Annotated in this window: 28 protein-coding genes; 7 read left to right on the top strand and 21 right to left on the bottom strand. The window is 60.0% G+C overall.

The features are described 5' to 3' along the window. Window positions 1-195: 195 nt before the first annotated feature. On the bottom strand, window positions 196-1098 hold the full coding sequence (locus BLU28_RS00510; RefSeq protein ID WP_022555835.1) for a peptidoglycan-binding domain-containing protein: 903 nt from the start codon (window positions 1096-1098) through the stop codon (window positions 196-198). Further along, window positions 1070-2602 carry a sensor histidine kinase gene (locus BLU28_RS00515; protein WP_077986762.1) on the bottom strand — a complete coding sequence of 511 codons (1533 nt, stop codon included), beginning with the start codon at window positions 2600-2602 and terminating at the stop codon, window positions 1070-1072. The genes BLU28_RS00510 and BLU28_RS00515 overlap by 29 nt, the downstream gene beginning before the upstream one ends. A 487-nt stretch (window positions 2603-3089) precedes the next feature. Here BLU28_RS00515 and BLU28_RS00520 point away from each other — a divergent pair, with 487 nt between their 5' ends. Beyond that, complete coding sequence (locus BLU28_RS00520) at window positions 3090-3515, top strand: DUF5330 domain-containing protein (RefSeq protein ID WP_077986761.1); 426 nt, start codon at window positions 3090-3092, stop codon at window positions 3513-3515. Between the two features lie 179 nt (window positions 3516-3694). Further along, entirely contained in the window at window positions 3695-4111 is a 417-nt protein-coding gene (locus tag BLU28_RS00525) for a SufE family protein (protein ID WP_037091598.1), read from the top strand. A 3-nt stretch (window positions 4112-4114) separates the two neighbouring features. Here BLU28_RS00525 and BLU28_RS00530 read toward each other — a convergent pair whose 3' ends face one another. The 10 genes from BLU28_RS00530 to BLU28_RS00575 all read right to left on the bottom strand — a co-directional run bounded on the left by BLU28_RS00530 (window position 4115) and on the right by BLU28_RS00575 (window position 12630). After that, entirely contained in the window at window positions 4115-4942 is an 828-nt protein-coding gene (locus tag BLU28_RS00530; protein ID WP_077986760.1) for a DUF6456 domain-containing protein, read from the bottom strand. After that, window positions 4935-5357: a helix-turn-helix domain-containing protein gene (locus BLU28_RS00535; protein ID WP_077986759.1), complete on the bottom strand. Its 423-nt coding sequence runs from the start codon at window positions 5355-5357 to the stop codon at window positions 4935-4937. Before BLU28_RS00535 ends, BLU28_RS00530 begins: the two co-directional genes overlap by 8 nt. Before the next feature lie 479 nt (window positions 5358-5836). Then, window positions 5837-6265, bottom strand: coding sequence for a MucR family transcriptional regulator Ros (gene ros / locus BLU28_RS00540; RefSeq protein WP_004440665.1), 429 nt, complete (start codon window positions 6263-6265; stop codon window positions 5837-5839). A gap of 432 nt (window positions 6266-6697) precedes the next feature. Then, window positions 6698-7027 (bottom strand): monovalent cation/H(+) antiporter subunit G, encoded by a 330-nt coding sequence (mnhG, locus tag BLU28_RS00545; RefSeq protein ID WP_004440653.1) that lies wholly within the window; start codon window positions 7025-7027, stop codon window positions 6698-6700. Continuing rightward, a complete protein-coding gene (locus tag BLU28_RS00550) occupies window positions 7027-7413 on the bottom strand; it encodes a cation:proton antiporter (RefSeq protein WP_045532466.1) in 387 nt (128 codons plus the stop codon). Before BLU28_RS00550 ends, mnhG begins: the two co-directional genes overlap by 1 nt. After that, window positions 7410-7889, bottom strand: a complete 480-nt coding sequence (locus BLU28_RS00555; protein ID WP_035210819.1) for a Na+/H+ antiporter subunit E — start codon at window positions 7887-7889, stop codon at window positions 7410-7412. The genes BLU28_RS00550 and BLU28_RS00555 overlap by 4 nt, the downstream gene beginning before the upstream one ends. Further along, complete coding sequence (locus BLU28_RS00560; RefSeq protein WP_037091612.1) at window positions 7886-9451, bottom strand: Na+/H+ antiporter subunit D; 1566 nt, start codon at window positions 9449-9451, stop codon at window positions 7886-7888. Before BLU28_RS00560 ends, BLU28_RS00555 begins: the two co-directional genes overlap by 4 nt. Before the next feature lie 19 nt (window positions 9452-9470). After that, window positions 9471-9848: a Na+/H+ antiporter subunit C gene (locus tag BLU28_RS00565; protein WP_006700064.1), complete on the bottom strand. Its 378-nt coding sequence runs from the start codon at window positions 9846-9848 to the stop codon at window positions 9471-9473. Next, a complete protein-coding gene (locus tag BLU28_RS00570; RefSeq protein WP_077986758.1) occupies window positions 9848-10267 on the bottom strand; it encodes a Na+/H+ antiporter subunit B in 420 nt (139 codons plus the stop codon). The genes BLU28_RS00565 and BLU28_RS00570 overlap by 1 nt, the downstream gene beginning before the upstream one ends. After that, window positions 10264-12630 (bottom strand): putative monovalent cation/H+ antiporter subunit A, encoded by a 2367-nt coding sequence (locus tag BLU28_RS00575; RefSeq protein ID WP_077986757.1) that lies wholly within the window; start codon window positions 12628-12630, stop codon window positions 10264-10266. The genes BLU28_RS00570 and BLU28_RS00575 overlap by 4 nt, the downstream gene beginning before the upstream one ends. 207 nt (window positions 12631-12837) lie before the next feature. Here BLU28_RS00575 and msrB point away from each other — a divergent pair, with 207 nt between their 5' ends. Continuing rightward, window positions 12838-13245, top strand: a complete 408-nt coding sequence (gene msrB / locus BLU28_RS00580; protein WP_004440632.1) for a peptide-methionine (R)-S-oxide reductase MsrB — start codon at window positions 12838-12840, stop codon at window positions 13243-13245. Between the two features lie 165 nt (window positions 13246-13410). Here the strand turns inward: msrB and BLU28_RS00585 are convergent, their stop codons facing one another. From BLU28_RS00585 to BLU28_RS00605, 5 genes are all read right to left on the bottom strand, one after another. After that, window positions 13411-13908, bottom strand: a complete 498-nt coding sequence (locus tag BLU28_RS00585; protein ID WP_077986756.1) for a GNAT family N-acetyltransferase — start codon at window positions 13906-13908, stop codon at window positions 13411-13413. 103 nt (window positions 13909-14011) lie between these two features. Continuing rightward, window positions 14012-14680: a PAQR family membrane homeostasis protein TrhA gene (gene trhA, locus BLU28_RS00590; protein WP_077986755.1), complete on the bottom strand. Its 669-nt coding sequence runs from the start codon at window positions 14678-14680 to the stop codon at window positions 14012-14014. A 317-nt stretch (window positions 14681-14997) separates the two neighbouring features. Next, on the bottom strand, window positions 14998-15318 hold the full coding sequence (locus BLU28_RS00595; protein WP_006700060.1) for a TraR/DksA family transcriptional regulator: 321 nt from the start codon (window positions 15316-15318) through the stop codon (window positions 14998-15000). 122 nt (window positions 15319-15440) lie between these two features. Continuing rightward, window positions 15441-15851 carry a universal stress protein gene (locus tag BLU28_RS00600; RefSeq protein ID WP_077986754.1) on the bottom strand — a complete coding sequence of 137 codons (411 nt, stop codon included), beginning with the start codon at window positions 15849-15851 and terminating at the stop codon, window positions 15441-15443. Next, entirely contained in the window at window positions 15808-16143 is a 336-nt protein-coding gene (locus tag BLU28_RS00605) for a hypothetical protein (protein WP_223215377.1), read from the bottom strand. Before BLU28_RS00605 ends, BLU28_RS00600 begins: the two co-directional genes overlap by 44 nt. Between BLU28_RS00605 and BLU28_RS00610 the strand changes: the two genes are divergently transcribed. Both BLU28_RS00610 and BLU28_RS00615 read left to right on the top strand, forming a co-directional pair. Further along, window positions 16126-16986, top strand: coding sequence for a VOC family protein (locus tag BLU28_RS00610; protein WP_035210865.1), 861 nt, complete (start codon window positions 16126-16128; stop codon window positions 16984-16986). The two genes, BLU28_RS00605 and BLU28_RS00610, sit on opposite strands and share 18 nt — an antisense overlap. Window positions 16987-17071: 85 nt before the next feature. After that, a complete protein-coding gene (locus BLU28_RS00615) occupies window positions 17072-18232 on the top strand; it encodes an AI-2E family transporter (protein ID WP_004440617.1) in 1161 nt (386 codons plus the stop codon). Window positions 18233-18308: 76 nt separating this feature from the next. On the opposite strand, the gene BLU28_RS00620 is transcribed toward BLU28_RS00615, so the two are convergent. The 4 genes from BLU28_RS00620 to BLU28_RS00635 form a co-directional block, all read right to left on the bottom strand. Continuing rightward, window positions 18309-19394: a bifunctional transcriptional activator/DNA repair enzyme AdaA gene (locus tag BLU28_RS00620; RefSeq protein ID WP_035210809.1), complete on the bottom strand. Its 1086-nt coding sequence runs from the start codon at window positions 19392-19394 to the stop codon at window positions 18309-18311. 159 nt (window positions 19395-19553) lie between these two features. Then, entirely contained in the window at window positions 19554-20279 is a 726-nt protein-coding gene (locus BLU28_RS00625; RefSeq protein WP_077986753.1) for a polysaccharide deacetylase family protein, read from the bottom strand. A gap of 61 nt (window positions 20280-20340) precedes the next feature. Continuing rightward, entirely contained in the window at window positions 20341-21249 is a 909-nt protein-coding gene (locus BLU28_RS00630; RefSeq protein WP_077986752.1) for a dihydrodipicolinate synthase family protein, read from the bottom strand. 104 nt (window positions 21250-21353) lie between these two features. After that, window positions 21354-21755: a DUF930 domain-containing protein gene (locus BLU28_RS00635; protein WP_004440606.1), complete on the bottom strand. Its 402-nt coding sequence runs from the start codon at window positions 21753-21755 to the stop codon at window positions 21354-21356. Between the two features lie 223 nt (window positions 21756-21978). Here BLU28_RS00635 and BLU28_RS00640 point away from each other — a divergent pair, with 223 nt between their 5' ends. Together BLU28_RS00640 and BLU28_RS00645 are read left to right on the top strand one after the other, a co-directional pair. Continuing rightward, window positions 21979-24078 (top strand): S9 family peptidase, encoded by a 2100-nt coding sequence (locus BLU28_RS00640; protein ID WP_045532483.1) that lies wholly within the window; start codon window positions 21979-21981, stop codon window positions 24076-24078. 482 nt (window positions 24079-24560) lie between these two features. After that, window positions 24561-25571 (top strand): ABC transporter substrate-binding protein, encoded by a 1011-nt coding sequence (locus BLU28_RS00645; protein ID WP_077986751.1) that lies wholly within the window; start codon window positions 24561-24563, stop codon window positions 25569-25571. The last annotated feature ends 171 nt before the right edge of the window (window positions 25572-25742 follow it).

Raw genomic sequence — 25742 nt, forward strand, 5'->3', positions numbered from 1 at the left:
GCTTTACCCCCCTCTGCCCTGCCGGGCATCTCCCCCTCAAGGGGGGAGATCGGCAAGCGGATAAGTCTCGCCCATCTCAACACTTGCGAATGAAGTGGTGGTAGCGCCTCCTGCCGATCTCCCCCCTTGAGGGGGAGATGCCCGGCAGGGCAGAGGGGGGTAGAGCCACACACGCCCCACGCTGCTGTCAAAGCCTCAAAGCGCCCCGATAGACTTCAGCTTCTTCAGCACGGCCTCACTCGGCTCGCCGGTTTCCGGCAGACGGTAGTGTTTTTCGAACGCCCTGATGGCATTGCGGGTCTGCTGGCCGGCCACGCCGTCCACCTTCACATCGGCATAGGCGATATTGATCAGCCCCTGCTGGATCTTGGCGATGAGATCGCGGCTTGCGGGTTTCGCGGCGCTGTTGAGGGAGACCGGTTCGGCCTTGGGATGCGGCGCTTCCGCCTTGCGAATGGCGGCGGCAACGGGGTCGATTTCGACACCGCCGCTGCTATCGGCAGGCCGGTCCTTCGGGATCGCGGCAACCGTTGCGCCATCGATCCTGAGCGCCGCCAGCACCCGGCTTGTCGGCTCGCCGGTCTGTTCCATGCCGAGCGTTTCTTCAAAGAACATAATGGCGGCGGCCGTCTTCGGTCCCATGCGACCGTCCGCCTCGCCCTCATAAAGCCCGCGCTTCTTCAGTTCGCCCTGAATGTCGGCGACGATCTGCTGCGGTTTCTGGCTTTCGGCGACGGGTTGCGCCGGCGTTTCGGCCGCAGGCTGCTGCTGTGCCGTTTCCGTTTCTGCCGGGCGCTCTATGCGGAATGTGGTGACGTTGCCATGGGTGCCGAGTGGTTCGGCCGGGCGATAACCGGCGATGCCGTTCGGGTTTTCCGCATCGCGCGTGCGCAGGAAGGGCGACGGGTGCACACCAGGCTGGTACCAGAGCGCATTGGCGGCGACAAAACCGAAGACGACCGCGAAGGCACCGCAGCCGCCCACCAGTTTCGGATGGCGCAGGATTTCGCGCCCGATGGCCGAAACCACCAAGGAAACAATCCCGGCGCCAATCTGGGCCGTTGTTTTCTTAGGCGATTTTCGCTTTCGCGGGGCCATCGTCACCGTCCTTTCTCATTTTCGCCGCCATGTCGCCAAGCTGCCGTATGCGCGGTGGGAACTCCACCATGCTTTCGGCGTCAGCGCTTTCGCCGCCACCCGCCATGCCGGAACCATCGGCAGGCAAAGTGATCGTTACGACCGTCCCCTCGCCGGGCTTGCTGGCGATGGCGAATGTGCCGCCATGCAGAGCCACGAGCCCCTTGACTAGGGACAATCCCAGACCCGTGCCTTCATAGCGACGGGTATATTCATTCTGAACCTGCATGAAGGGCTGGCCCAGCAGTTCAATCTTGTCAGACGCGATGCCGATGCCGGTGTCGCTTACCGTCAATTTCAGCATTGCGCCTTCGCGCGCAGCGTCGATCGATACCACGCCACCGGCATCGGTGAATTTTATGGCATTGCCGGCGAGGTTAATGAGAACCTGACGGATGGCGCGCTGATCGGCCGAGATTTCACCGATGCCGCGCTGGATGCGGCTGGTCAGGGTCAGGCCCTTTTCTTTCGCCTGAAGGCCGAGCATCGCTTCGCACGACGAGATGGTTTCCGCAATCGGGAAGCTTTCCATCATCAGCTCGTAACGGCCGGCCTCCAGCTTGCTCATGTCGAGCATGGTGTTGACGACGGCCAGAAGATGGGCGCCAGACTGGCGGATGAGGCCGACATATTCCCGCTGACGGTCGTTCTCCAGCCGTCCGAAATACTCGCCGGCGAGAATATCGGAGAAACCGAGGACGGCATTGAGCGGCGTGCGCAGTTCATGGCTGACGGCAGCGAGGAAGCGCGACTTGGCATCATTGGCGGATTCCGCCTCGGCTGCCTTGCGGGCGACATCGCGGCGCAGACGCTCCATCTCGGTAATATCGGTGAGCTGGGCGACGATGCGGCGCAGGCGACCCGTCGCGCCGCGAATGGCGGTCATCTCGATACGGGCGTGCATGAATTGCGCCTGGCGCGATTTCGCACCGGTCTCGAAGCGGAGTTCGGCGGTTGCCCTGTCCTCACCCTGCCGCAGGACGTCGAAAGCCTGCATCAGTTCGATACGATCGGAGACATAGACATATTCAACGAGGATATGTCCTTTGCTGGCTTGAAGGTCGGCCGGGAATGCCGCGCAATCGCGACCGGACACGTGTTCGACGAAGCCGGTTTCACCGATCACCAGCACCAGGCCCGGCACCTGCGATGCCGCGATCAGATCGTCGTTCACCGAGGAAACCGAATGAGCGGATGCGCCGTGCGCAGAATGGGAGAAGGCGATCAGCAGGGCGGCGGCGGCCAGAAACAGCGCCAGCACCAGGGCCGCACCGATGGGCAGCGCGATGGCGGGGCTGACGACGAGGCTGAAAATGGCTGGTACAACCACAAGGCCGACGGCGCTGAAGGCAATCAGCCAGCGCAGGCGCGCAACGGTCCCGGCGCGCCTTTCGGCGTCCTCTTCCATGCGCGCAAGCCATCTGCCCGCTGCATGGTCGACCAGTGCGACCGCTTTTTCTCTCATATTACGCAATACCAAACCCGAATCCTGAAGGCGGTTCCAACGGCTCCGACAATAGAAGGCGGCGGCTTAAGGAATGGATAAAAAGAATGGGCTGAAAAGCCCGTCAAATGCGTGACAGTCCCATTACGGGGCATTTCCAGGAAGCTTTGCCAATCATGGTTAATGACGGGTAAGCGACGGATTTCGCTTCATTTTTGCCATCGCGTTAACTTTTGCGGCAGAGCTTTTTGCCGCTTTCGCCCGGAACGCGCGGCCTCTGTCGCAATTATGCTTAACATGGACCGTTAAAATGCGAGTGAATTGATGGCCGCCGTCCCGATCCGAGGGGAATAGATACAATTTGAATTAAATTGCGCCGCTTTTTGCAATCGGCTGTTCGCCGGTCGTCTGTAGGTTGTTCACAAGCCCGAAAAACGGGAAAAAGGCCGATGACCCGAAACCGGGCGGGGCTTTCGAAAACAAAGATCATCTGGCAGGGTGTCTGACAATGTGGTTTCTGATCAAAGGAACATTCTGGTTTTCGCTGGTACTGGTGGCGCTGTCCTATTTCGGCAGCAGCAACGATCCGGCCAAGGAACCTTCGGCCTTCGATATTCCCAGCGCGGTTTCGGCTGCCGGCGAGGCCTATCGTTATGTCAGCGCCATCTGCATCGAAAAGCCCGATGTCTGCATCAAGGGCGCCGAAACCTTCCATGCGCTGGGCGAAAGGGCAAAGGAAGGGGCAAAGGTTGCCTATGAACTGCTGGACAAGCAGCTTGCCGCCGGGGACAAGCCCGCCGATGTTGCCGACGTTGCGGCGGAAGCCGAAAAGCTTGCAGCGGCACCCGTTGTCAGCGTCGAGTTTCCCGCAGATGCCGACATGCTGAAGACCGGCACCGTCATTCCCCTGCCGCAGAAGCGCCCTGCTCCCTGATCCTGCCGGCCACCGCGCCCGCCTTTATTGCGGATGGATATTTCCTTCCGCCACCGCCTGCCAAACTTGCCCACGGAACCGGTTTTCCGTGGGCTTTTTCGTGGGCTATGGTTCAAAACCGACGGCACTTCACCTATATCGTGACGAAGACCTGCAATAACGGATGATACGGCGCACAAATGGCCTCTCTCGAAACGATCCTTGACGACTTCGCTTTCCTCGATGACTGGGAGGATCGCTATCGTTATGTCATCGAACTCGGCAAGGCGCTGCCCGATCTGCCGGAAGACAAGCGCACGGCTGAAAACAAGGTTCAGGGGTGCGCCAGCCAGGTCTGGCTCGTCAGCCATAGCGACGGCGCCGAAGACCCTCTCCTGACCTTCGAGGGCGATTCGGATGCGCATATCGTGCGCGGCCTCGTCGCCATCGTGCTTGCGGTCTATTCCGGCAAAAGGGCCTCTGAAATCGCCGGTCTCGACGCGATCGAGGTATTCGACAAAATAGGGCTCGTGGAACATCTGTCGTCGCAGCGCGCCAACGGCCTGCGCTCGATGATCAAGCGTATCCGCGAGGAAGCCCGGCTGCTTGCCGCCTGAGATTTATCGCGTCATCGATGGGCGATAATCAGCATCGCCCCAATGGTGTTCTTTCCTGCCTGCACGGGTTGCAGGCGGCGCGTAGTGGCGGGCCAGCGCCAGCAATGCGGCACGCAGCAGCAATTTTGCCGAACGCGCCGGCCATTGCCTCTCGCGTTCCACCGTCTCCAATCCCTTTTCGAAACAGCAGATATCGATAGCGACGCCAGATAATTCAGGCCCCATCGCCTCGGCTGCGCGGGAAAACCGTGTTCTTGCGGCCATTGCTGCCTCGGTGAGTTCGAGCGCGCCTCCCGCCTCACCCTTTGTGCGGCTCGCCGTTCTGGGTTCCCATGTCGCCGTCACCCTGGGATTGAGGTGGCCGCGATGAAAATCGGCGGCCAGCCGCTCCCCCGCCTCCAGCGCATCCGGTGGAAAGAATGCCGCGCCGTCACGCTCCTTCAGCCTTGAAAGGCTGATCAGCTGCGAGGTGTTGAGGTTACGCCTGGCCGACTGCTTCGCATCGCCGATATCCACGACAACCGTCTGCATATCCCGATGCTGCTCCTGAAAAATCTCGTCGCGGTCTTTTGCCATTGCGCGTTTCAGGTAGGAGGCGAGCGGCGGCGCCGCATGAAGGGTGTTTTCCCGCAGCTCGACCAGCCCGGACGAAACGGCAAGCCGCACCGTCGCGGCCGGAAGCCGTAGCGCGGGATGCCCTGCCCGCCCCCGGCGCAGCACAATATCGCCCCCCTCCGGGGACATCTCGGCTGCGCCGGCGGCGATGCACCGCAGCAGCCGCAATAGATGAGGATCGGAGGAGGCAGCCGGCATGGGTTTCGTCTCAGTCATCCCGGCCCCCTGTCATCACGTTGACGATACTGCCGGTAAGCCGCTCGAGCGTGGCGACAAACTCGTCAAATGCCGGTTCGTCCCGTCGGTCCTCGACCACCTGGCAGGCATGGCCGACCGTCGTCCTGTCCCGGCCGAAGCAGGGTCCGATATCCGACATGGGAATGCCGAGCTGCACATGGCACACATACATGGCGATCTGGCGGACGTGGCACTCCACGCGCCTGATGTCGCGGCGCACCGGCGTTCGCTCACCCGTCAATCGCACCATCTCCCCGGTGAGTTGCCGCACCAGACGGCAAAGACGGGAAATATCATCCCGCCCGCCCGAAGACGGCCACGAACGAAAGGGACGATCACGCACCCGCAGGCAAGGCCGCGCGGCAGCAGGCAGAAACACGGTATCCGACGGCATATGCAACTCCTCTACGAATAGGAATTAATTCATACACCTGAGGAGAGGCCTGGGGAAGCGCAAATTTTGCGATGGAGTTCAGGCCATTGACATAGCTTGATTTTCTCGAAAGTGATGGACGTAATTGAGGATTTTTTTCCTCATCCGATATTGCGCGAGACGATAAAAAGCCGATCTCCACGCTGGCTGAGGGGTGATGATTTTCCGTGGAGAGTGGATGATGGCAAGCAGCGGCGCCCGCAGGCTTTCGCCGCGTAGCATCCGGCGTGCAGCGCAATAAGGTTCCCTATCGCGAAAGGGTTGTTTCTCACGGCGCGGATACGACGTTGATGGCGGCCTTATGATGCTCGGCTTCGCTCCGGGGAACGGCACGCCAAGGCGTGGTCTTCAATCCCGAAAACAAAATCGGCCGGTCTAAGGACCGGCCGTATTAACTTGCGACTTCCGGCTTTCACTGCAAGCCGGACTGTCTTCGAAAATCAGCGGTTGGCCTTGCGGCGCTGACCGAGACCCATTTCCTTGGCGAGCCGCGAGCGGGCTTCGGCATAGGCGGGCGCGACCATCGGATAATCGACCTGCAGGTCCCATTTTTCGCGGTATTCTTCCGGCGTCATGCTGTGATGCGTCGTGAGATGGCGCTTGAGCGACTTGAAGGAGCCGCCGCATTCCAAACAGACGATATGATCGTCCTGAACCGACTTGCGGACAGAGACGGCCGGCTTCTGCTTTTCAACATTGACCGCTACCGATGCCGGCGCGGACGTTCCGCTGAGCGCCGTGTGAACATCCGAAATAAGGCCGGGAAGCTCCGTTACCGGGACGACGTGGTTGCTAACATAGGCAGCCACAATATCCGCCGTCAGTTCGACCAGCAGATCCTGGGCGTTACCGTATGCAGTTTCCGTCATTTAAGTATCTCCTGTTAGTGATCCCCTGACGCGGGCGAACGCCGCATCGAGCGATGTGAAGTTACCGGTGCCCCCACCTTCGCCCTGTTGAAACCAACGTGAAATCTACCCCTAGATTTCAAGCGAAAACCGGAAACGTATTGGTCCGAGATTCAACTTATGACCCGCGACATGGGCAGCAATGGTCCTGAGACCCGTAGATTAGACATTAATAAAATGCCTATGCCGACTATGAAGAGGCTAGATGCAAATCGCGATTAGCAACTTTACACTTAATTTGGATAACAGCAAAACAGCAAAAGTCAAATTCCTGCTGTGAATTTTTTAGTTCAAAACAGTCTAATCGGAATACAAAAAATTACGGGTAATAAAATACTATGCCTAGTAGTAATTGAAAACGCGCACCCCCTATTATTAGGGGGTAATTCAACTTCAAATTTTCTTGAGGTCATCAACTACCGATTTAACGGAAAGCGGATAACCTGCCTTGTGCGCAGCCATTGCAAGAAGATGCGCGGAAACCGGCGCCGTCAGAACGAAAAAGAAGAAACCGGCGAGCGCCCGAGCCAGCGTCGATATATCCATAGAGTGGATGCCCACCGCCAGAAGCAGCAGGCCGGAGCCGACCGTCCCCGCCTTGGATGCGGCATGCATGCGGGTGTAAACATCAGGCAGGCGATTGAGCCCGATTGCGGCGATCAGTGAAAAGGCGGCACCCGAGATCATCAGCGCCGCAACCAGGATAGCAACGATCCAACCCATTACCGCCTTCCCTTTTCTTTTCCGCTATTCACCCGAATTTTCGAGGGGTTCTCGGCGAGTTCAGACCGGCGTGCGCCATCCAGAACCCCTTTCGGGCCGCGCCCGCCATCCGGTCCGCGCGACAGCACGAAGCGCGCGAACGCCACCGTGGCCAGAAAACCGACGAGCCCGAGGGCAATGGCAATGTCGACATAGAGATTGAAGCCGGTGCGGATGGCAATGACCGCAATGAAGCCGATGGCGATGCCGACCAGCATGTCCAGCGCGACGATACGGTCCGGCAAGGTGGGACCAACGACAACGCGGTAGACTGTCAGCAAAAAGGCCACCGAGAGAACAACCAGCGCAAGTATATTTGCAAATGAGACTATCTGTTCCGGCGTCATTGCTGAAACGCCTCCATGATCTTCTTTTCGAAGCCGTTCTTAATGTCGTTTTTTGCGGTTTCGATATCGCTGCAATCGATTGCGTGCACGTAGAGCATCTTTCTGTCAGGGGAAACATCGACGGAAAGCGTGCCGGGCGTGAGCGTGATGAGATTGGCGAGCAGCGTGATTTCGAAATCCGTGGTTACGGTCAGCGGATAGGCAAAAATGCCGGGTTGAACGTCCAGTTTCGGGCGTGTCACCATCACGGCAACCTTCCAGGCGGAAAGCGCAAGCTCCTTGAAGAACAACAGTACCAGCGACAACACGCGGCCAAGACGCAGCCAGTGATTGCGCCCGCCGGGAAGCTGGTGGCGGATAAGCCAGAGCGCCAGCGTAGAGACGATGAGGGCGAAGATGATGTTTGCCAGCGTCAGGCTGCCCGTCACCGCAAGCCATACGGCCACGAACAGCAATTGCACGACATAGAGGCTCATGGCTTGCCTCCTTCTGGAAAGACCGAATGGATATAGGCTTGCGGGTTCCCGAGCCCGGCTGCGGCATCCTGGCTGAGATCAAGCAGGCTTTCGGGAAACAGGCCGAAGAACACGACCAGCAGCGTCAGCGCGACCAGCGGAGCGACGGAGGGCGCCGCGGCGGGCAAGGCGGGTTGTGGCAATGGCTTTGCCGCCGGACGCCAGAAACACAGAAGGAAGACGCGTCCGAAGGCGATGGTGGCGATGAAACCGGAGAGGAGAATGGCGGCGGCCAGCCACCATGCGCCGATATCGATCGCCGATTTGACCAGGACCGCCTTCGGCCAGAAGCCGGAAAAGGGCGGCAGGCCGGAACCGGCGAAAAACAGCGCGAGCGCAAGCGCCGAAAACCACGGAGCCTGCCGGTAAAGGCCGCCAAGCACGGTGAGGCTGAAACCGCCGCCGAGACGGGCAGCGTGGCCTGCGGCAAGGTAGAGCGCCGTCATCAGCACCATGGAATGCAGCGCGTAGAAGATCGCGCCCGAGACGCCTGACGGCGTGCCGATGGCGATGCCCGCCATCATGTAGCCGATGCCGGATATGACGATATAGCCGAGCATCCGGCGAATATCGTTCTGGGCGAGCGCACCCATGGCGCCGAGCACCATTGTCAGCGCGGCGGAAGCGGCGATGACGATGCTGAGTTCCTCCCGCTCGACCGGGAACAGCATGACCATGACGCGCAGCAGCGAATAGATGCCGACCTTGGTTAGCAGTCCACCGAACAGGGCGGAGACGACGATGCGCGGCGTGTGATAGGAAGCGGGAAGCCAGAAATTCACCGGAAAAGCCGCCGCCTTCATGGCGAAGGCAAGCGTGAAGAGGCTGGCAAGCGTCATCAGCGGCGCGGTTTCGCGCAGTCCGTTTGCCTTCAACGCGATATCGGCCATGTTGAGCGTGCCGAAGATGGCGTAGAGATAACCCACCGTGATCAGGAAAAGCGTCGTGCCGATGAGGTTCAGGACGGCATATTTCAACGCGCCGTCGATCTGCTCCCGCGTCGAGCCGAGCACGATGAGGCCGAAGGACGAGATCAGCAGCACTTCGAACCAGACATAGAGGTTGAAGATGTCTCCGGTCAGGAACGCGCCGGTAACGCCGGCCATCAGCAGCATCAGGAAGGGATAGAAGCCGTAACGTCTGCCGCTGGCGTCAATATCGCTGCCAGCGTGAATGGCGCCGGCCAGCGCGACGATGGCGGCCGCGAGTGACAGCAACCCGCCGGTGAGATCGGCCGTGAAGGCGATGCCGAAGGGCGGCAGCCAGCGGCCCATGACCATGGTGAACGGCCCTTGCGTGGCAACCTTCCATAAGAAGGCGGCATCGAGAACCACGAGGAGGGCCAGTGCGGCGATGGCGACCGGCGCATGGTAGCGAATGGCGTGGCGCATCATCATCAGCACCGCGCCCGCGCCGATGCACAGCGCGATCGGAAGAATGATCAGCCAGTCCGGCAGCGGCACGGGCGCCATGACGAGCGCGGCGGAAAGATCGGTAACAGCGGAAGTGGGGGATGAAGCCATGTCGTTTCAGCCTCGCCGCTCAATAACCGAGCGGCGGCAGGGGCTCGCCTGCCGGTTCTGCGGTGCGCATTTCATCGGTATCGTCGGTCTGCAACTCCTGAAACGCGCGCCATGTCAGGACCAGCAGGAAACAGAAGAATGAAAAGGAAATCACGATCGCCGTCAGGATGAGCGCCTGCGGCAGCGGATTGGCAGCCCCTGCGGGCAGCGTGTCCATGCCCGCCGGAATGATCGGCGGCACCTCCCGGGTGAGCCGCCCCGCCGTGAAGAGCAGCAGGTTGACCGCATTGCCGAGAATGGCGATGCCCAGCAGCACGCGGATGCTGTGACGTGACAGCATGAGGTAGATCGCGACCGAGAAGAAGATGCCGACGAGAATGGAGAAGATCGCTTCCATCAGTCGCTTTCCCTTTCTTCCAGCGCCAGCGCAATGGATGTGATGGTACCGACCACGACCAGATAGACACCGATATCGAAGGACATGACGGTGGAGAGCGCCAGTTCGACGCCGAAGAGGTTCGGGTAGACCCAAAGCCCGGTCATGAAGGGCACGCCGGCGACAATGGAAACGAGGCCGGAGAGCATCGAAAGCAGGAGCCCTGCCCCGGCAATCGCCAGCGGGTGAAAGAAGATTGCGCGCCGCACCGCCGCCACGCCATAGGCGATGCCGTAGATCGCCAGCGCCGAGACCGCGATCAGGCCGCCGATGAAGCCGCCGCCCGGCTCGTTATGGCCGCGCAGCAGGACGAAGATGGAAAACAGCACCATCAGGCTGGTGACGACGGGCGCCACGGTGCGCAGAATGAGCGTGTTCATGCCCGCGCTCCCTTCTTTTTGAGCCTTTTCGCCGGCTCCTTGACCGCGGCAGGGCGGATACGGATCAGCGCCAGGATGGCAAGGCCCGTTATCATCACGACAGCGATTTCTCCCAGCGTATCCGTGCCGCGGAAATCGACGATGATGACGTTGACGACGTTCGCTCCATGGGCGATGAGCTTGGAATAGCTGTTGTAGAAATCGGTCAGGCGATTGTCGAAGCTCACCTGCGTCGCGCGCATCAGGTAAAGCGCAAAGCCAGTCCCGCAGGCAATTGCAATGCTGCTGTCCAAGAGCTTCTGGCCAAGGCCGCGATGGTCGGATGGCGACAGGCGCAACCGCGTCATCACCAGCGTCAATATGACGACGGACAGCGTTTCCACCATGAACTGCGTGAAGGACAGGTCCGGGGCGCCGAACAGCAGGAAGATGACTGCCACCGCGAAGCCCTGGATGCCGAGCGCGATGATCGCCGTCAGGCGGCTTGAGGCCGTCAGCACAGCGATGAGCCCCGCCACGGCAATGGCGATGAAGGTCAGTTCATGGATCGGCGCATCCCGCGGCCATGACGGCATGGACGGCAATTCGCCATAGAGGAACAGCGGCACGAGCAGCACGGCGGCGATGACAGCGAAAGTGGCGGTAACGTAAAATTCGAGACGGCCCGGCTGGATCAGCCGGGTGATGTGGAACGACATTTTCACCAGCATTTCGATGAAGACGTCAAAGCCTCGGTCCGGCCCTTCCCCCAGCGCCCTGAAGGTGCGATCGATGAGGCCACGGACAGCGGAAAGCTGCGTATAAAGGACGATGCCGAGTGCGATGGTGAGCAGCGACAGGCCGAGCGGCACGCCGATATGCGGAATGAGCAAGATTTCCACCGGTCGCGCCTCACCGGCAATGGCGCTTGCCATGGGTGTCGAGATGTAGAAATGCGCGATGCCGGAGAACAGAGCGATGGTGAGCCCCTTCAGCGCCAGAAGCGCCGGGCCGAGCCAGAGCAGCAGCGGGCCTTCATGAGCATGTTTCGGGGGCTTTACCGGCTTGCCGAGAAAGGGTTTCAGCGCCACTGCAAAGGCGACGGCAAACATCAGCCCGTTGCCGAGAATGGCAATGCCGGTGAACAGCACGGCACGCGGATTGCCATGCGCGAGCGCATAATAAATCTCTTCCTTGGCAAGAAAACCAAAGAAGGGCGGCAGGCCGGCCATGGAAATCGCGGCCGCCAGCGCCGCCGCAAAGGTGACGGGCATGGCTCTTCGCAGGCCGCCAAGCTTCGTCACGTCGCGTGTGCCGGTCTCATGGTCGATGATACCGGCGACCATGAACAGTGCGCCCTTGAACAGGGAATGCGCCACCAGATAGAGCACCGCCGCCTCGATGGCATGGTCCGAGCCGAAACCCGTCAGCATGACCAGCAGGCCGAGCGACGACACCGTGGTATAGGCGAGCATCAGCTTGAGATCGGTCTGGCGTATGGCAAGCAGCGCGCCGGTGAGCATGGTCAGCCCGCCGAAGAAGGGCAGCAGTATCTGCCAGGCGGCGGTATCGCCCAGAACCGGATTGAGCCGCATCAGCAGATAGACGCCGGCCTTCACCATGGTCGCGGAGTGCAGATAGGCCGAAACGGGGGTAGGCGCCTCCATGGCGTTGGGCAGCCAGAAATGAAAGGGAAACTGCGCCGATTTGGTGAAGGCACCGCCGAGCACCAGCAGCAGCGCGGCCAGATAAAAAGGGCTGTCACGCAGGATGTCGCCGCTGCGCACCAGCATCGACAGCTGCGTCATCCCGCTCATGTCCCAGATGAAGATCAGCCCGGCAAGCAGCAGCAGTCCGCCGCCGCCGGTCACCACCAGTGCCTGCAATGCGGCGCGGCGCGAGGCGGCACGTTCATGGTCGAAACCGATCAGCAGGAAGGAGGTGATGGAGGTCAGCTCCCAGTAGACGAACAGCATCAGCAGACTGTCCGAGACGACGACGCCCAGCATCGCGCCCATGAACAGCAGCAGGAAAGACAGGAATCGGCCCTGCTGCGGATGCCCCTTCATGTAGCCGCCGGCATAAAGCACGATCAGCAGGCCGATGCCGGTGATCAGCAGCGTAAATGTCAGCGACAGGCCGTCGATGAACCAGGAAAAGCTGAGATTGAAACTTGGGACCCAGGCATAACCGCCCGTCACCACGCCGCCAGCCGCCACCTGCGGCAACATCAGTGCGAAATGGAAAAAGGAAAGCGCCGGCGCAATCGCCAGTATCCAGGCGGCATTGTGCCCGAATCTCTTCACCAGCGCCGGTGCGGCGAGCGCCGCGAGAAACGGCAGAAATAGCGATAGAAATGTCATCGGCGTGACATCGGACGTCATTCATATCTCCCGGGGTGTCCCCCACCCCTGCGCGCCATGGCTGGCGTTCTTGTTTCAAATCGGATTTTTCAGTTAAGGCATAGGCAATGCCTTCTCAACCCAAATCGACTCCCGGTCCCGCATCATAACGGAGTCGTTATGGGATATGTCCTCTTTCAATCCGTCATGGCGATGATTATCTGAGGCATGAACAGAAAGGATCATTCCATGAGCGATCTGACATCCCCAAAAGTGAAGAAGACCGACGCCGAATGGCGTGAGCAGCTGACGCCGGAGCAATATCGCATCCTGCGCGAGCACGGCACCGAGCGCGCCTTTACCGGGCCGTATTGGGACACATTCCAAAAAGGCCTCTACCGCTGTGCGGCGTGCGACGAGCCGCTGTTCCTCTCCGACACGAAATTCGACGCCGGCTGCGGCTGGCCAAGCTATTTCGAACCGGTGAAGCCCGGCGCAGTGACGGAACATCGCGACGCCAGCCATGGCATGGTGCGCACTGAAATCCGCTGCGCCAATTGCGGCGGTCATCTCGGCCACGTCTTCCCCGATGGCCCGCCGCCCACCGGTCTGCGTTATTGCATCAACGGCCATTCGATGGTGTTCGAGCCGGTCTGAGCCATGCCGCGTATTTCTTCTCCCCGGCGGGGAGAAGGTGGCCCGAAGGGTCGGATGAGGGGGCTACGTTAGCAATATTCGGAGAGCTTGCCCCTCATCCCGCTGCCGCGGACTTCTCCCCCTCGTGACACTCCACCGATCAAAAGATGGCTTAAGCTTCTTGGCTTAACCTAATTTCAGTTCCATACACGTCAGATCCAGCCAGCGCCCAAACTTGGTGCCGACTTCAGAGAACCGGCCCGCGACCGTGAAACCGAGGCTTTCATGCAAGCGGATGGAAGCGGTGTTTTCCGACTCGATGGCGGCGATCAGTACGTGCACGTCGTTGCCGGCGGCATGATCGATGAGCGCCTGCATCAGTTTTTTGCCGATGCCGTGGCCGCGGGCGTCGTTATGCACATAGACGGAATGTTCGCGGGTGTGGCGATAACCGTCAAAAGCACGCCAGTCACCATAGGAAGCGTAGCCCGCGACCTTGCCGTCCAGAACCGCGACGATGACAGGAAAGCCGCGCGACTTGCGGGCGGCGAACCAGTCCTTGCGATTGTCGAGATCGACCACCACCTCGTTCCAGATCGCCGTCGTGTTCACGACAGCGTCATTGTATATCTCCATGATGCCGGAGAGGTCATCAACGGTCGCGTCGCGCAGTTCCACGGTCATTTTCTTAGCTCCGCCTGGTTTGCGAATACGCGGCTTTCCCGCGCCTGCGCCGAGCCTTAAGCGATGAGACGGAGACATGTCCAGCGCCGCGCTCTCACGATCTTTACGAAGCCAGGGGAACGAAGCTGAAGGCGGTGACCACGGCAAAATAGTGAACCGCAGCGGCTGCGACCACAAAACCGTGCCAGATCGCATTCTGGAAGCGCAGCTTTTCCCAGACATGGAAGATGACGCCGAGCGAATATATGACACCGCCGGCGACGATCAGCCAGAGTGTGACCGGCGCGAGGTGCGACGACAGCGGCTCGACCACCATGACGCCGCTCCAGCCCATGGCGAGATAAAGGCCGATGGCGACCCGGTCGTAACGGCCGGGAAACAGGCATTTGAGAAGGATGCCGCAGATCGCAGCGAGCCAGATCAGCCCCAGCATGACCGCGATCATGGGATCGTGGATACCCCGCATCAGAAACGGCGTATAGGTGGCTGCGATGAGAATGAAGATCGCCGAGTGATCCAGCCGGCGCAGGAACCATTTCACGTTCGAGTGCGGCCAGATATTATAGGTGAAGGAGACGGATAGGCAGACGACGAGACCGAGGCCGTAAATCCACGCCGCTGCAATGGCGCTGAGCGTACCCCATACCATCGCGTAGAAAATCAGCGCCGTGGCGCCGATAAGCGCCAGCACGATGCCGACCCCGTGGACGATGCCATCGGCGACAATCTCGTGAAAATCATACTGGCGTCCGAACCGCCACAAATCGCTCATAGTCCAATCCTGTCTGCGTGCTTTCACCGAAGCATGAAGACAATATTAGACAGGAACAAGACAGCAGCCGGTTAATGGCGATCAAATTGCGTTCGGTGCTGTTGCGAAAGGAGAGGTCCTGGGTTGCCCTGCGGCCAGACCAATTGCCTGTGGAGCGAGCGGTATACACTTGTTTCTTCTCCCCGCCGGGGAGAAGTCCGCGGCAGCGGGATGAGGCGGCAGGATAGATGCGTTCGGAGAGCTTGCCCCCTCATCCGGCCCTTCGGGCCACCTTCTTCCCAGCGGGGGGAAGAAACCCAGCCACGCTCTCCCTGCCATCACAACGCCGCAGCACATTCCTGACAGAACGGCGTATAGGGAACAGCCTTCAACCGATCCTCCGAAATCTCGCTTCCGCATTTGACGCAGGTGCCGAAAGTGCCCTTGGCGATACGCTCGAGGGCGGCGTCGATAGCGCGCAACTCATCCTGTCCCACCTGCCCCAGCTCGTCCAGCACCTCGTCATTGCTGCGTTCGGCGGCCCTGTCATCGTCATCAGGATTGCGCGGCTCTTCGAAGTCGGCCTCGATCTTATGCAGGCGGCGATAAAGCTCGCGCTGCCGGTCACGCAGGATTTTCTCGTAACTTTCGGTATTCATGGACTTTTCCTCCAGCCGATCTTCTTGTTTTGTCGCATTTCCGGATGGAAAACCGGATTCCACTTTTCCTGGAAATGCTTGGAGGGGCGGGAAACCCGCCCGCAACCCTAAAACGTCAAACCTTAGCGATCCACCAGCACCGAGCATTTGGCGTGGCGCACCACGCGGTCGGCGGTGGCGCCGATGAAATAGTTGCTGAAGTCAGGCGTGTGCGACGCGATGATGATGAGATCAGCCTTGTGTTCCTGTGCCGCAGCGATGATTTCCCGCGCCGGCGCGCCGCTTCTGATTTCATGGCTGCCGTTGAAACCGACCCTGGCCTTGAGGTCCGAGAGTTTCGCCTTGGCGTCCTTGATGGCGTTTTCGATGAGGTCGACAGGAAGGTCGATCGCCATATAGCCCGGCAGTTCCTCGACAACGTTGATGAGAACGATCTCGCCGTCGGGGTCCAGCAGTGCCTTGGCCTTTTCGAGAATCTTTTCTCCCTTGTCAGTGGCGCTGAGGTCTACCGGTACGATGATCTTCTTGTACATGGCTGTCTCCTTTGACGTGATCCGCCGTTGTGTCGGGCTCAAGCTCATATTTGCCGGCCGGCGCGGCCTTCACCTTGATCGAAGTCAAAGCCGAAGCCATGCCGGAACAGGGCATTGTCAACGAATAGTGGACAGTCAATCGCCAGCTGGTGATCTTTGCTGAACGACGAAACCAGCCCATATTCGTCTTCGACAAACGCCGCAAAGCGGCGAAGCCGACCACGTCGGCAACCGGCCCACCCCTTGGCGCGTCGGAATCAATATGGAGATGATGATGAGTGAAATCAAACAATTCGCCCTGACGCGGCCGGCCTATGTCGGCCAAGCCCATCTCGTCGTTCACGATCTGCCGCGCGTTTCGGATTTCTATCAAAAGATCATCGGTCTTTCCGTTCTTGAAAAGAACCCGAGCGGCGAGGTGCTTGGCGTCGGAGGCCAGCCGCTGCTCACACTTTCCACCTCCAGCACGGCGGAACGCGCGCCGCGCAATGCCGCAGGCCTGTTCCACACCGCATTCCTGATGCCGAGCCGCGATGACCTCGCGCACTGGCTGGCACATGCCGCTCAGAACAATGTTCAGCTTCAGGGTGCGTCTGACCATCTGGTCAGCGAGGCCATCTATCTCGCAGATCCGGAAGGCAACGGCATAGAGGTCTATCGCGACCGGTCGCCGGAAGAATGGACCTACCAGCCGGATGGCACGGTGGAGATGGCGACAATCGGCCTCAATCTTCAGGCGCTTTACGACAGCGCTCCGAAGGCGGCCTTCACCGGTGCAGCGGAGGGAACCGCCATCGGCCACATTCACCTGCAGGTCGGCAATATTCCGCAGGCGGATGAGTTTTATCAGGATGTGCTGGGGCTTAAGATCATGGCGCGGTATCCCGGAGCAAGCTTCTTCGGATCGGGCGCGTATCACCACCACGTGGCCGCCAATATCTGGAACAGCCGTGGCGCCGTGGCCCGCAGGGAGAACATGACCGGGCTTTCCGGTTACTCGCTGAAATTCAACGAGCCGGCCGCGCTTGAGACGGCTCTTGCCGCACTCGACCGGCTGGAAATCTCCACCGAAAGGCAAAGTGACGGCGTCTTTTTGAAGGATCCGTGGGGCATAGGGCTAAAGCTTTCCGCATAAACACTGAACGGGGCGGCAGAAATTTCAGCCGCCCCGGAACCGCCGGATTTGTCGGACGTTAACCTCGTTATTGGGGGATAGTCCGATGAATGAGAATGCCAAGCCGGATCTTTCCGGCACTGCGGCCTTGCCAGTAGACAAGGCCGATCCGCTTGCGACACCCGCCTCTGTTTCACAGCGGGATGACGCGCGCAGTCAGCAACCGCTGGGGCGGGAGGCGCTTGACGTTTTCGTTGCCTGGTCGGTCATCGGCATTTTCCTGATCATGTCCATGGCGGTGATTCACGAATTATCGATGATTCTGATGCCCGTCGTCATGGCTGTCGTCGTTGGCATGATCCTGGGCATCTCCGCCGAAAAACTGGCCTCCTACGGCATTCCGGGTGCCGGTGTCGCCATCATCCTGTCCACACTCGTCGCGGCGGTCATTTTTTTCGTGGTCAATTCCCTGATCGACCCGGTCTCACAGCTGGCATCGGAAGGCCCTGCCCTGATCGAGCGCAGCATCGACCGCTTCCTTCCTTACCTCGAAAATCTGCGGTGGCTGAATATTTCCGCGGCCACGTTCAGCATGGGCTCCATGTCGATGGAATCGCTGCTGTCGCGTAGCGGCGAAATCATTTCCCTGCTTGGCGCGAATGTGACGCCGGCCATCGTTCAGGGACTGATCTTCCTGGCGGCTCTTCTAATGTTTCTCTACAGCCGGCTGCGACTGCGCAAGGCTCTCATCATGGCCTTTCCGGCGCGCCATCAGAGGCTCAGAACCATTCGCATCATCGGCTCGGTGGAGAAGGTGCTGGGCACCTATTTTGCCACGGCAAGCCTCATCTACGCCGCGCTGGGTGTGACGATGATCGTGATCGCCTATCTCGGTGGCCTTGCCATGCCGCTTCTTTGGGGGCTTTTTGCCTTTCTTTCGAGCTTCATTCCGTTTCTCGGCATCACGTTGATGACAATATCGCTGACCGTCGCCGGTATCATCACGCATGACAACATGATCCTCGCGCTGCTGCCGGCGGGAGTGTTCTTCACCATCCACCTCTTGATGGAAAACCTCGCCTTTCCGGCGGTGGTGGGCCGCAACATGGAGATCAACCCCTTCCTCGTCTTTGTGATGATCATCTTCTGGACGTGGATGTGGGGCGCGGCCGGCGCCATGCTGGCCCTGCCGTTGTCGCTGATCGTCATGACGGTGACGCGCGAACTCTTCCCTTCCCGCCGGGTCGTGCCGAACCTGCCGGATTGAACGGCGGATACAGAGGCGGAGGGCGCGACGCGCCTCCGCCAACGGAAAATCTCCTGAAACCCCACAACGAGGCCGCTCAGGAAGCGAGCGGCATCTCGCGCACCTGCCCTTGCGCCATGCGACGCTCATGCTCGATCAGCCATTTCTTGCGCCACAGGCCGCCGCCATAACCGGTCAGACTGCCATCCGCACCGAGCACCCGGTGGCACGGCACGACGATGGCGATCTGGTTGGCACCGTTGGCGCGCGCCACCGCGCGCACGGCGGATGGCCTTTCCATGGCGGTTGCGAGTGCCGAATAGCTGACGATTTCACCCACCGGGATCTGCCGCAGGCTGCGCCAGACATCGCGCTCGAAGGGCGTGCCGTGGCCGGCAAGGCGGGTTTCGAAGGAGGCTGACTGCCCGGCGAAATAGGCCTTGAGCTCGGCTTCGATCTGACCTGTTACCGCCGTTCGGCCGAGCACCATGTCCGCGCCGGTGCGGCTCTTCAGCCGCTTCAGTTCGGCCGGAAGCGCCGGCCGGTCCGCGAATTCTAGCAGATGCAGGGCATGATCGTCGGCAATGGCGAGCATCGGACCAATCGGCGTATCGATCCAGTCACCCTTCAGGAACCCCCTGCCCTTCATGGCGGCGGGAGAGGAGCCGAAGAACTGGTTGATCGCGGCGCGGAAGCCGCTGCCGGAGTCGTAACCGGCGTCGATCTGCGCGCCGATCACCGCTTCGCCGGAAGCGATGCTTTCCACCGCATCGCCCAAGCGGCGCAATCTGGCGATTTCCAGAAAGCTCATGCCGAAACGGCGCTTGAAGGTGCGGCGCACGGTGGAGGGATCATGGCCAAGCGCCACCACATCCTCCTCACGCCAGCGCCGCGCCGGTTCGTTTTCCAGCGCCGTCAGCAGTTGCGTTACCGTTTCATCGGCCGTGCCATAGGAGAGCATCGGTTTGCAGCGCTTGCAGGGGCGGAACCCCGCCTCCAGGCATTCGGCGATGGTCTCGCGGAACCGGCAGTTTTCGATCTTCGGTTTGCGCGCCGTGCAGGTGAAGCGGCAGAAGATTTTGGTCGAGGTCACGCACACATAGGCCACGCCTTCATAGGCGGGGTCCTTGTTCACAAGGGCGGAATACAGGGTTTCGGTGTCGGGGCGTTTGAACAGCATCATGACGAAGATGCTAGCGCAATTTCGAACGGCACGCCGCCGAAAAACGGGCGTAGATGTGGGGGATTTGTCAGCTCTTTTCTTCCGCGCCGTTTGAAGGAAAAGTCTGCGGCATATTTCTTCTCCCCGGCGGGGAGAAGAAACGGGCGGCAACCTTGGAGATCAATTCCCCGGCGGCGCGAAGGATGGGTCGTCCAGCCGCGTGAAAATCACGCCGCGTGCCTTGAGCGCCAACAGGCCCTTCACCACGCCTTCGCCCGCCTCGTGGGTGGGCTGGTTGATGTGGGAGATGATGACATCGCCATTCTTCGCCGCGGCGATATGTTTGGCCGTCGCGGCAGCGCCCAGCAGCGAGCCGCCATCGCCATTGACGGAGTAGCCCGCCACGCGCATGCCGAGCCGGTTGATGGTGGCCATGGACGAGCTTGTATATTTGGCCGTCGCACCCCGAAACCATTGCGGCTGGATGCCTGTGGCAGCGACGATGGCCTGACGACCGCCTTCCACTTCCTGCACGACCGCAGCTTCCGATCCCGCAGCAGCGATACCGTAAATCGAAACGGGCTTGTCCACCGCCGGCACATGGTTTTCGCCGTGATTTTCGATCTCGAACAGGTCGGGATTTGCCATCAGCACCGCGAGTGCCTCGCTGTTATGCTTCAGCCATCGGGCGGTCACGAAGATTGTTGCGGGGATGCGCTCCCGCACCAGCATGTCGAGAATGCGGTGGTCGGTCTTGCCCATGCAGGCGTCGAGCGTCATCGCCACCCGCACCTTGCCATCATGCTGCGGCGACATCTTCAAGGACGGCTCGACAAGGCCGTTCGCCGCAAAGGCGGTCGCGGCGGCAGAGGCAAACAGGGCAGCGAGGAGGAGACGACGTATCATTTCTGGTTCCGCAATTTCATGCAGTCATGGTGTGTGGCAATCCGCCCGCAAAGCGCCCGAATTATGGCGCTGTTTCCAGCGCGGAGAGCGCCTCCAGCGCCTCTTCCACCCGCTGGCGTTCCGCACTCGTAAGCGGCAGGATCGGTCGGGGCGGTTCGCTGACCGTCAGCGACAGGGTATTGGCGGCTGCATAGACCACGCGGATGCTGCCGAATTCCCTGAACAGCGCCCAGAGCGGCTGGAAGACCGCATCGAGCCTTTTTGCCTCCTCCGCATTGCCGGTCTGTGCCGCCCGCATCAATTGCAGCGCCGGAACCGGCAGCAGGCCGGCGATGACGCTGTACCATGTATCGCCGCCGGCAAGCGTGGCCTCGGCGCAGCCCCAGTCACCGCTATAGCCGATGGCGAAATCCTCCGACAGTTTGGGCCTGAGCCGCGCAAGCTCGCCCGCATAATCGGAATCAGCGGGCAGCGGCATCTTGATGGCGCGGATATTGGGAATATAGGCGAGCCGCACCAGAAGTTCGTCGCTGAAGGTGAAGCGGGTGGTCGTCGGGTTATTATAGATGGCGAGCGGCAGGGCCGTCGCACCCGCCACGGCGGCGAAATGGTGATAGGCCTCTTCCTGCGTCAGCGGCGTATAGGAAACCGGCGCGAGCAGCAGCGCATCGGCACCGGCCGCTTCCGCATCCCTTGCCAGCGCCACGGCTTCATCGGTGCGCAAGGCGCCGACGCCCGCCATCAATATGCGCCTGCCCTTGAGGATCGCGGCGGCCGCTTCGATGGCGCGGCGTCTCTCCTCGCGGGTGAGATACATATAGATGCCGGTGCTGCCGAGAATGCCGACCGAATCAACTGCCGCGACATCCAGCCGCTCGATCAGGGCGGAGAAGGCTTCAACATCGACCCGCCCTGCCTCATCTGCCGGCGTTATCGGAAAAGCAGAAAGTCCCCTGAATCGTCTCGCCATGTCTGTGCCCCTCACTTCGATCAGATGTCAGGGTTACAGAGCCGGTTGCGACGGGGCAACAAAGCGGCGGCTAAACGCCGGTTCGAAACCGAAAAATTCCGTGATCAGTCATAAAGATACAACTTCTTCCACTGCTCCTCGGGAATTTTGTCGCCCACACGGTAGTCGAAGGACTGGATGCTGAGACTATCGCTCTTCAGCTGACACTTGTATCTGAGCTTGTACCATTCGCCCGAACTTCTGAAGACCGCGCCCGGCGCCTTGATGGAGTTTTTTCCCACTTCCGGATCACCGAACGTATAGGCGATCACCTTGTCCGGCTTCATGCCCTTCTGCTCGGTTGCTATCCGCTCCATCGCCTCAATGTCGCAACGCTGCTCCAGACGCTCCTCGGGAGCAAGCGCGTTCAACTGCCGCATGACGCTGGCATCAATCGCAAAAGCGGGGGTAAGGGTCTGCAAGCCAAGGAAAAAGGCAGAAAGGGCAGCGGGAAGAAGCTTTCGCATGGGGTCCTGTCAGTTTTTTCGTTTGTTCTTGACGATGGATGGCCTGCCAGCGGGCGGCACGCATCATCGCTGATTTGCCGGATATTGCCAAAATGTGATCGAAAGCTGACGAAATTGTGCCCGAACGCCATTCCGCCTGTGGAGATTTGAAACTTGATCGGCCGCAAGCCCCGCTCTACATCTTGGTGCCGCTCAAAAATTTTTACAGGAAAGCGAGTTTCCATTGCCGATTTTCAAGAACCTGCCCGCCGCCCCGACCGCCGAAAAACGGCCCGTTCAGGATACGCATCACGGCATTACCCGCACCGACGATTACGCATGGTTCCGGGCCGATAACTGGCAGGCCATGTTCAAGGACACCTCCATTCTCGACCCGGCGATCCGCGCCCATCTGGAGGCGGAAAACGCCTATATGGAAGCGGCCATGGGCGACACCAAGGCGCTTCAGGAGAAGCTTTTCGAGGAGATGAAGGGCCGCATCAAGCAGGACGATTCTTCCGTGCCGGTCAATGACGGGCCTTATGCCTATGGCACGCTTTTCGTGACCGGCGGCGAGCAGCCGCATTATTTCCGCACCCCGCGCGGCGGCGGTGAGAAACAGGTGCTTTTGAACGGCGACAAGGAAGCCGAGGGCAAGGATTATTTCCGTCTTGCCGGTCTCGACCAGTCTTCCGATCACACACACGGCATCTGGGGTTATGACGACAAGGGCTCGGAATATTTCACCCTGCGCATCCGTAACCTCGAAACCGGCGAGGACCTTGCCGATATCGTCGAAAACACCGGTGGCGGCGGCGCATGGGCGCCTGACGGCAAGAGTTTCTTCTATACGCTGCAGGACGAGAACCACCGCCCTTCCAAGGTCTTCCACCATATTATCGGCGAGCCGCAATCGGCCGACCGGCTGGTCTATGAGGAGAAGGATCCCGGTTTCTTCATGGGTGTCGGTGCGTCCGTTCTCGACGATTTCATCTTCATCGACATTCACGATCATGAGACCAGCGAATATCGCATTCTCTCCACGAAAGACCTGACCGCCGAACCGGCTATCGTGGCGGAACGCGAAGAGGGCATCGAATATTCGATGTGCGAAGGCGGCGATGTCTTCTTCATCCTCACCAATGACGGCGATGCCAAGGATTTCCGCATTGTGGAAGCCCCGGTCACGGCGCCCGGCAAGGAAAACTGGAAAGAGGTGGTGCCGCATGAGCCGGGCCGGCTGATCCTCTCCGTCGACGCCTATGCCCGCCATCTGATCTGGCTGGAACGCCGTGACGGCCTGCCGCGCATCGTCATCCGCGACCGCCGCACCGGCGAGGAACATTCCATCGCCTTTGCCGAGGAGGCCTATTCGCTGGGCCTGCATGGCGCGGCGGAATATGACACCGACGTCATCCGTTTCTCCTATTCCTCGATGACGACGCCGAGCCAGCTGTTCGATTACGACATGGTGACGCGCGAACGCACGCTTCTGAAGACGCAGGAAGTGCCATCGGGCCACAATCCTGATGATTACATCACCCGCCGCATCATGGCCCCTGCGCATGATGGTGAGCTGGTGCCGGTCTCCCTGCTTTACCGCAAGGACGTGGCGCTCGACGGTTCCGCCCCCTGCCTGCTTTATGGCTATGGCGCTTACGGCATCACCATTCCCGCTTCCTTCTCCACCACGACGCTGTCTCTGGCGGACCGTGGTTTCATCTATGCCATCGCCCATATTCGCGGCGGCAAGGACAAGGGTTTCGAGTGGTACGAAACCGGCAAGATGGAGCACAAGCAGAACACGTTCAAAGACTTCATTGCCGCTGCCGATCATCTCGTTCAGGAAGGCTTCACGTCTTACGAGCGCATCATCGCCGAGGGTGGTTCTGCCGGCGGCATGTTGATGGGCGCCGTCGCCAATATGGCGCCGGAGAAGTTTGCCGGCATCATCGCCGCCGTTCCCTTCGTGGACGTGCTGACAACGATGCTGGACGACACGCTGCCGCTGACGCCGCCGGAATGGCCGGAATGGGGCAATCCGCTGGAATCGGCAGAGGAATATGGCTGGATCGCCGCCTACAGCCCCTATGACAATGTCGGTGCGAAGCCTTACCCGCCGATTCTGGCGCTTTCCGGCCTCACCGATCCGCGTGTGACCTATTGGGAGCCGACCAAATGGGTGGCCAAGCTGCGCGAAAAGACCACGGGTGAAGCGCCGATCCTGCTCAAGACCAACATGGCGGCAGGCCATGGTGGCAAGTCGGGCCGCTTCCAGCGGCTGGAGGAAATAGCCTTCGAATACGCCTTCGCGCTGAAGGTAGCCGGCAAGGACGCCGTCTGATGCCCGATGCGGGCGGCCTAGGCTGCCGCCCGCATCGTTTCGCACAAAAATACCTCGCGAAAAAAGATTTCAGATTATTTTTTCCACAAATTGCGGCGAAAATTTCTTATTTAAACAACACTTGAAATTATTGAGAATTTTTATTTCTATATACTGTATAATTGATATTTTTTACTGAATAATAAAATATACGCCATGTATTACCCGAATAGGAAAATCGCTCCATAAATCACCCGCATGGCTGCCCTGCGCATTGCCGCGTTGCATTATCACCTTTTGGCCGTATTATGCACGGCGTTGACATATTCATGCGCCTTTTCGCCGCAGTTTTCGCGGCAATCTCGCGGCTTGTTCTGCGGATATTCTCTCGCCGGATTTTCGGCATCTCCACGCGCCATGTCAGTTCGCCCTTGGCAATCCGGGCTTTGCAGTGCTCCCGCTTTGCCAAATGAAAACACTGCATCAGACTTGGAGGTCTCCTCATGAAGAAACTCCTGGCCTCGACCATTCTCGTAACGGGCTTTACCATCGCTGCCGGTGCAGCATCTTCCGCCAATGCCGCAGACAGCTGTGGCAGCCTCACCATCGCCGAAATGAACTGGGCATCCGCCGGTGTCGCGGCCTACGTCGACAAGTTCATCATGGAAAACGGCTATGACTGCACGGTCAATGTCGTCAGCGGCGACACCACCCCCACTTTCACCTCCATGAACGAGAAGGGCCAGCCCGACATGGCGCCCGAAATGTGGGTGAACACACTTGGCACCCCCTACGAGGAAGCCGTCAAGAGCGGCAATCTCATTCAGGAAGTCAAAATCCTGAGCGAAGGCGGCGTTGAAGGCTGGTGGATTCCGAAATATCTCGCCGACGAACATCCAGACATCAAGACCGTCGAGGATGCGCTGAAGCATCCCGAACTGTTTCCCGCGCCTGAAGACGCCAGCAAGGGCGCCGTGTTCGGCTGCCCGCCCGGCTGGGGCTGCCAGCCAACCACCGCCAACCTGTTCAAGGCCCGCAAGGCTGATGAAAAGGGCTTTGCGTTGATCGATACCGGCTCCGCGGCCGGTCTGGATGGCTCTATTTCCAATGCCTACGAAAAGAAGCAGGGCTGGCTCGGCTATTATTGGGCTCCGACGGCCATTCTCGGCAAATACGATATGGTGAAGCTGGACGATGGCGTTCCGCTTGACCGGGCGGCTTACGACAATTGCATCGCCAAGCCCGATTGCGCCGATCCCAAGCCAAATGCCTATCCGGTGGCGGAGGTCTTCACCGTCGTGACCAAGGATTTCGCCGAAAAGGCGGGCCCTTCCATCGACTACATCCGCAAGCGGCAGTGGGACAACGACACCGTCGCCAAGGTTCTGGCGTGGATGGATGAAAATCAGGGCACCAATGAAGATGGGGCCGAGTATTTTCTCGAGAACCATGAGGAACTCTGGACGAAGTGGGTTTCGCCCGAGGTGGCTGAGAAGATCAAGGCTTCGATGTGACGGGAGGCGGGGTTGGCGCAAGCCGCTTACCCCCTCTGCCCTGCCGGGCATCTCCCCCTCAAGGGGGGAGATCGACCTGCGGCGGGGGTCTCGCCCATCGCTTACGTTGAGATTTTGGAAAGGGTGCGCCCTGCCGATCTCCCCTCTTGAGGGGGAGATGTCCGGCAGGAC

Origin of the sequence: Agrobacterium pusense, assembly GCF_900102105.1 — a bacterium.
Classification (GTDB): Bacteria; Pseudomonadota; Alphaproteobacteria; order Rhizobiales; family Rhizobiaceae; genus Agrobacterium; species Agrobacterium pusense.

Bases quoted from the DNA above. Each gene is read 5' to 3' on its own strand.
- BLU28_RS00510 (WP_022555835.1), bottom strand. From the start codon at position 1,098: ATGGCCCCGCGAAAGCGAAAATCGCCTAAGAAAACAACGGCCCAGATT.
- BLU28_RS00515 (WP_077986762.1), bottom strand. From the start codon at position 2,602: ATGAGAGAAAAAGCGGTCGCACTGGTCGACCATGCAGCGGGCAGATGG.
- BLU28_RS00520 (WP_077986761.1), top strand. From the start codon at position 3,090: ATGTGGTTTCTGATCAAAGGAACATTCTGGTTTTCGCTGGTACTGGTG.
- BLU28_RS00525 (WP_037091598.1), top strand. From the start codon at position 3,695: ATGGCCTCTCTCGAAACGATCCTTGACGACTTCGCTTTCCTCGATGAC.
- BLU28_RS00530 (WP_077986760.1), bottom strand. From the start codon at position 4,942: ATGACTGAGACGAAACCCATGCCGGCTGCCTCCTCCGATCCTCATCTA.
- BLU28_RS00535 (WP_077986759.1), bottom strand. From the start codon at position 5,357: ATGCCGTCGGATACCGTGTTTCTGCCTGCTGCCGCGCGGCCTTGCCTG.
- ros (WP_004440665.1), bottom strand. From the start codon at position 6,265: ATGACGGAAACTGCATACGGTAACGCCCAGGATCTGCTGGTCGAACTG.
- mnhG (WP_004440653.1), bottom strand. From the start codon at position 7,027: ATGGGTTGGATCGTTGCTATCCTGGTTGCGGCGCTGATGATCTCGGGT.
- BLU28_RS00550 (WP_045532466.1), bottom strand. From the start codon at position 7,413: ATGACGCCGGAACAGATAGTCTCATTTGCAAATATACTTGCGCTGGTT.
- BLU28_RS00555 (WP_035210819.1), bottom strand. From the start codon at position 7,889: ATGAGCCTCTATGTCGTGCAATTGCTGTTCGTGGCCGTATGGCTTGCG.
- BLU28_RS00560 (WP_037091612.1), bottom strand. From the start codon at position 9,451: ATGGCTTCATCCCCCACTTCCGCTGTTACCGATCTTTCCGCCGCGCTC.
- BLU28_RS00565 (WP_006700064.1), bottom strand. From the start codon at position 9,848: ATGGAAGCGATCTTCTCCATTCTCGTCGGCATCTTCTTCTCGGTCGCG.
- BLU28_RS00570 (WP_077986758.1), bottom strand. From the start codon at position 10,267: ATGAACACGCTCATTCTGCGCACCGTGGCGCCCGTCGTCACCAGCCTG.
- BLU28_RS00575 (WP_077986757.1), bottom strand. From the start codon at position 12,630: ATGACGTCCGATGTCACGCCGATGACATTTCTATCGCTATTTCTGCCG.
- msrB (WP_004440632.1), top strand. From the start codon at position 12,838: ATGAGCGATCTGACATCCCCAAAAGTGAAGAAGACCGACGCCGAATGG.
- BLU28_RS00585 (WP_077986756.1), bottom strand. From the start codon at position 13,908: ATGACCGTGGAACTGCGCGACGCGACCGTTGATGACCTCTCCGGCATC.
- trhA (WP_077986755.1), bottom strand. From the start codon at position 14,680: ATGAGCGATTTGTGGCGGTTCGGACGCCAGTATGATTTTCACGAGATT.
- BLU28_RS00595 (WP_006700060.1), bottom strand. From the start codon at position 15,318: ATGAATACCGAAAGTTACGAGAAAATCCTGCGTGACCGGCAGCGCGAG.
- BLU28_RS00600 (WP_077986754.1), bottom strand. From the start codon at position 15,851: ATGTACAAGAAGATCATCGTACCGGTAGACCTCAGCGCCACTGACAAG.
- BLU28_RS00610 (WP_035210865.1), top strand. From the start codon at position 16,126: ATGAGTGAAATCAAACAATTCGCCCTGACGCGGCCGGCCTATGTCGGC.
- BLU28_RS00615 (WP_004440617.1), top strand. From the start codon at position 17,072: ATGAATGAGAATGCCAAGCCGGATCTTTCCGGCACTGCGGCCTTGCCA.
- BLU28_RS00620 (WP_035210809.1), bottom strand. From the start codon at position 19,394: ATGATGCTGTTCAAACGCCCCGACACCGAAACCCTGTATTCCGCCCTT.
- BLU28_RS00625 (WP_077986753.1), bottom strand. From the start codon at position 20,279: ATGATACGTCGTCTCCTCCTCGCTGCCCTGTTTGCCTCTGCCGCCGCG.
- BLU28_RS00630 (WP_077986752.1), bottom strand. From the start codon at position 21,249: ATGGCGAGACGATTCAGGGGACTTTCTGCTTTTCCGATAACGCCGGCA.
- BLU28_RS00635 (WP_004440606.1), bottom strand. From the start codon at position 21,755: ATGCGAAAGCTTCTTCCCGCTGCCCTTTCTGCCTTTTTCCTTGGCTTG.
- BLU28_RS00645 (WP_077986751.1), top strand. From the start codon at position 24,561: ATGAAGAAACTCCTGGCCTCGACCATTCTCGTAACGGGCTTTACCATC.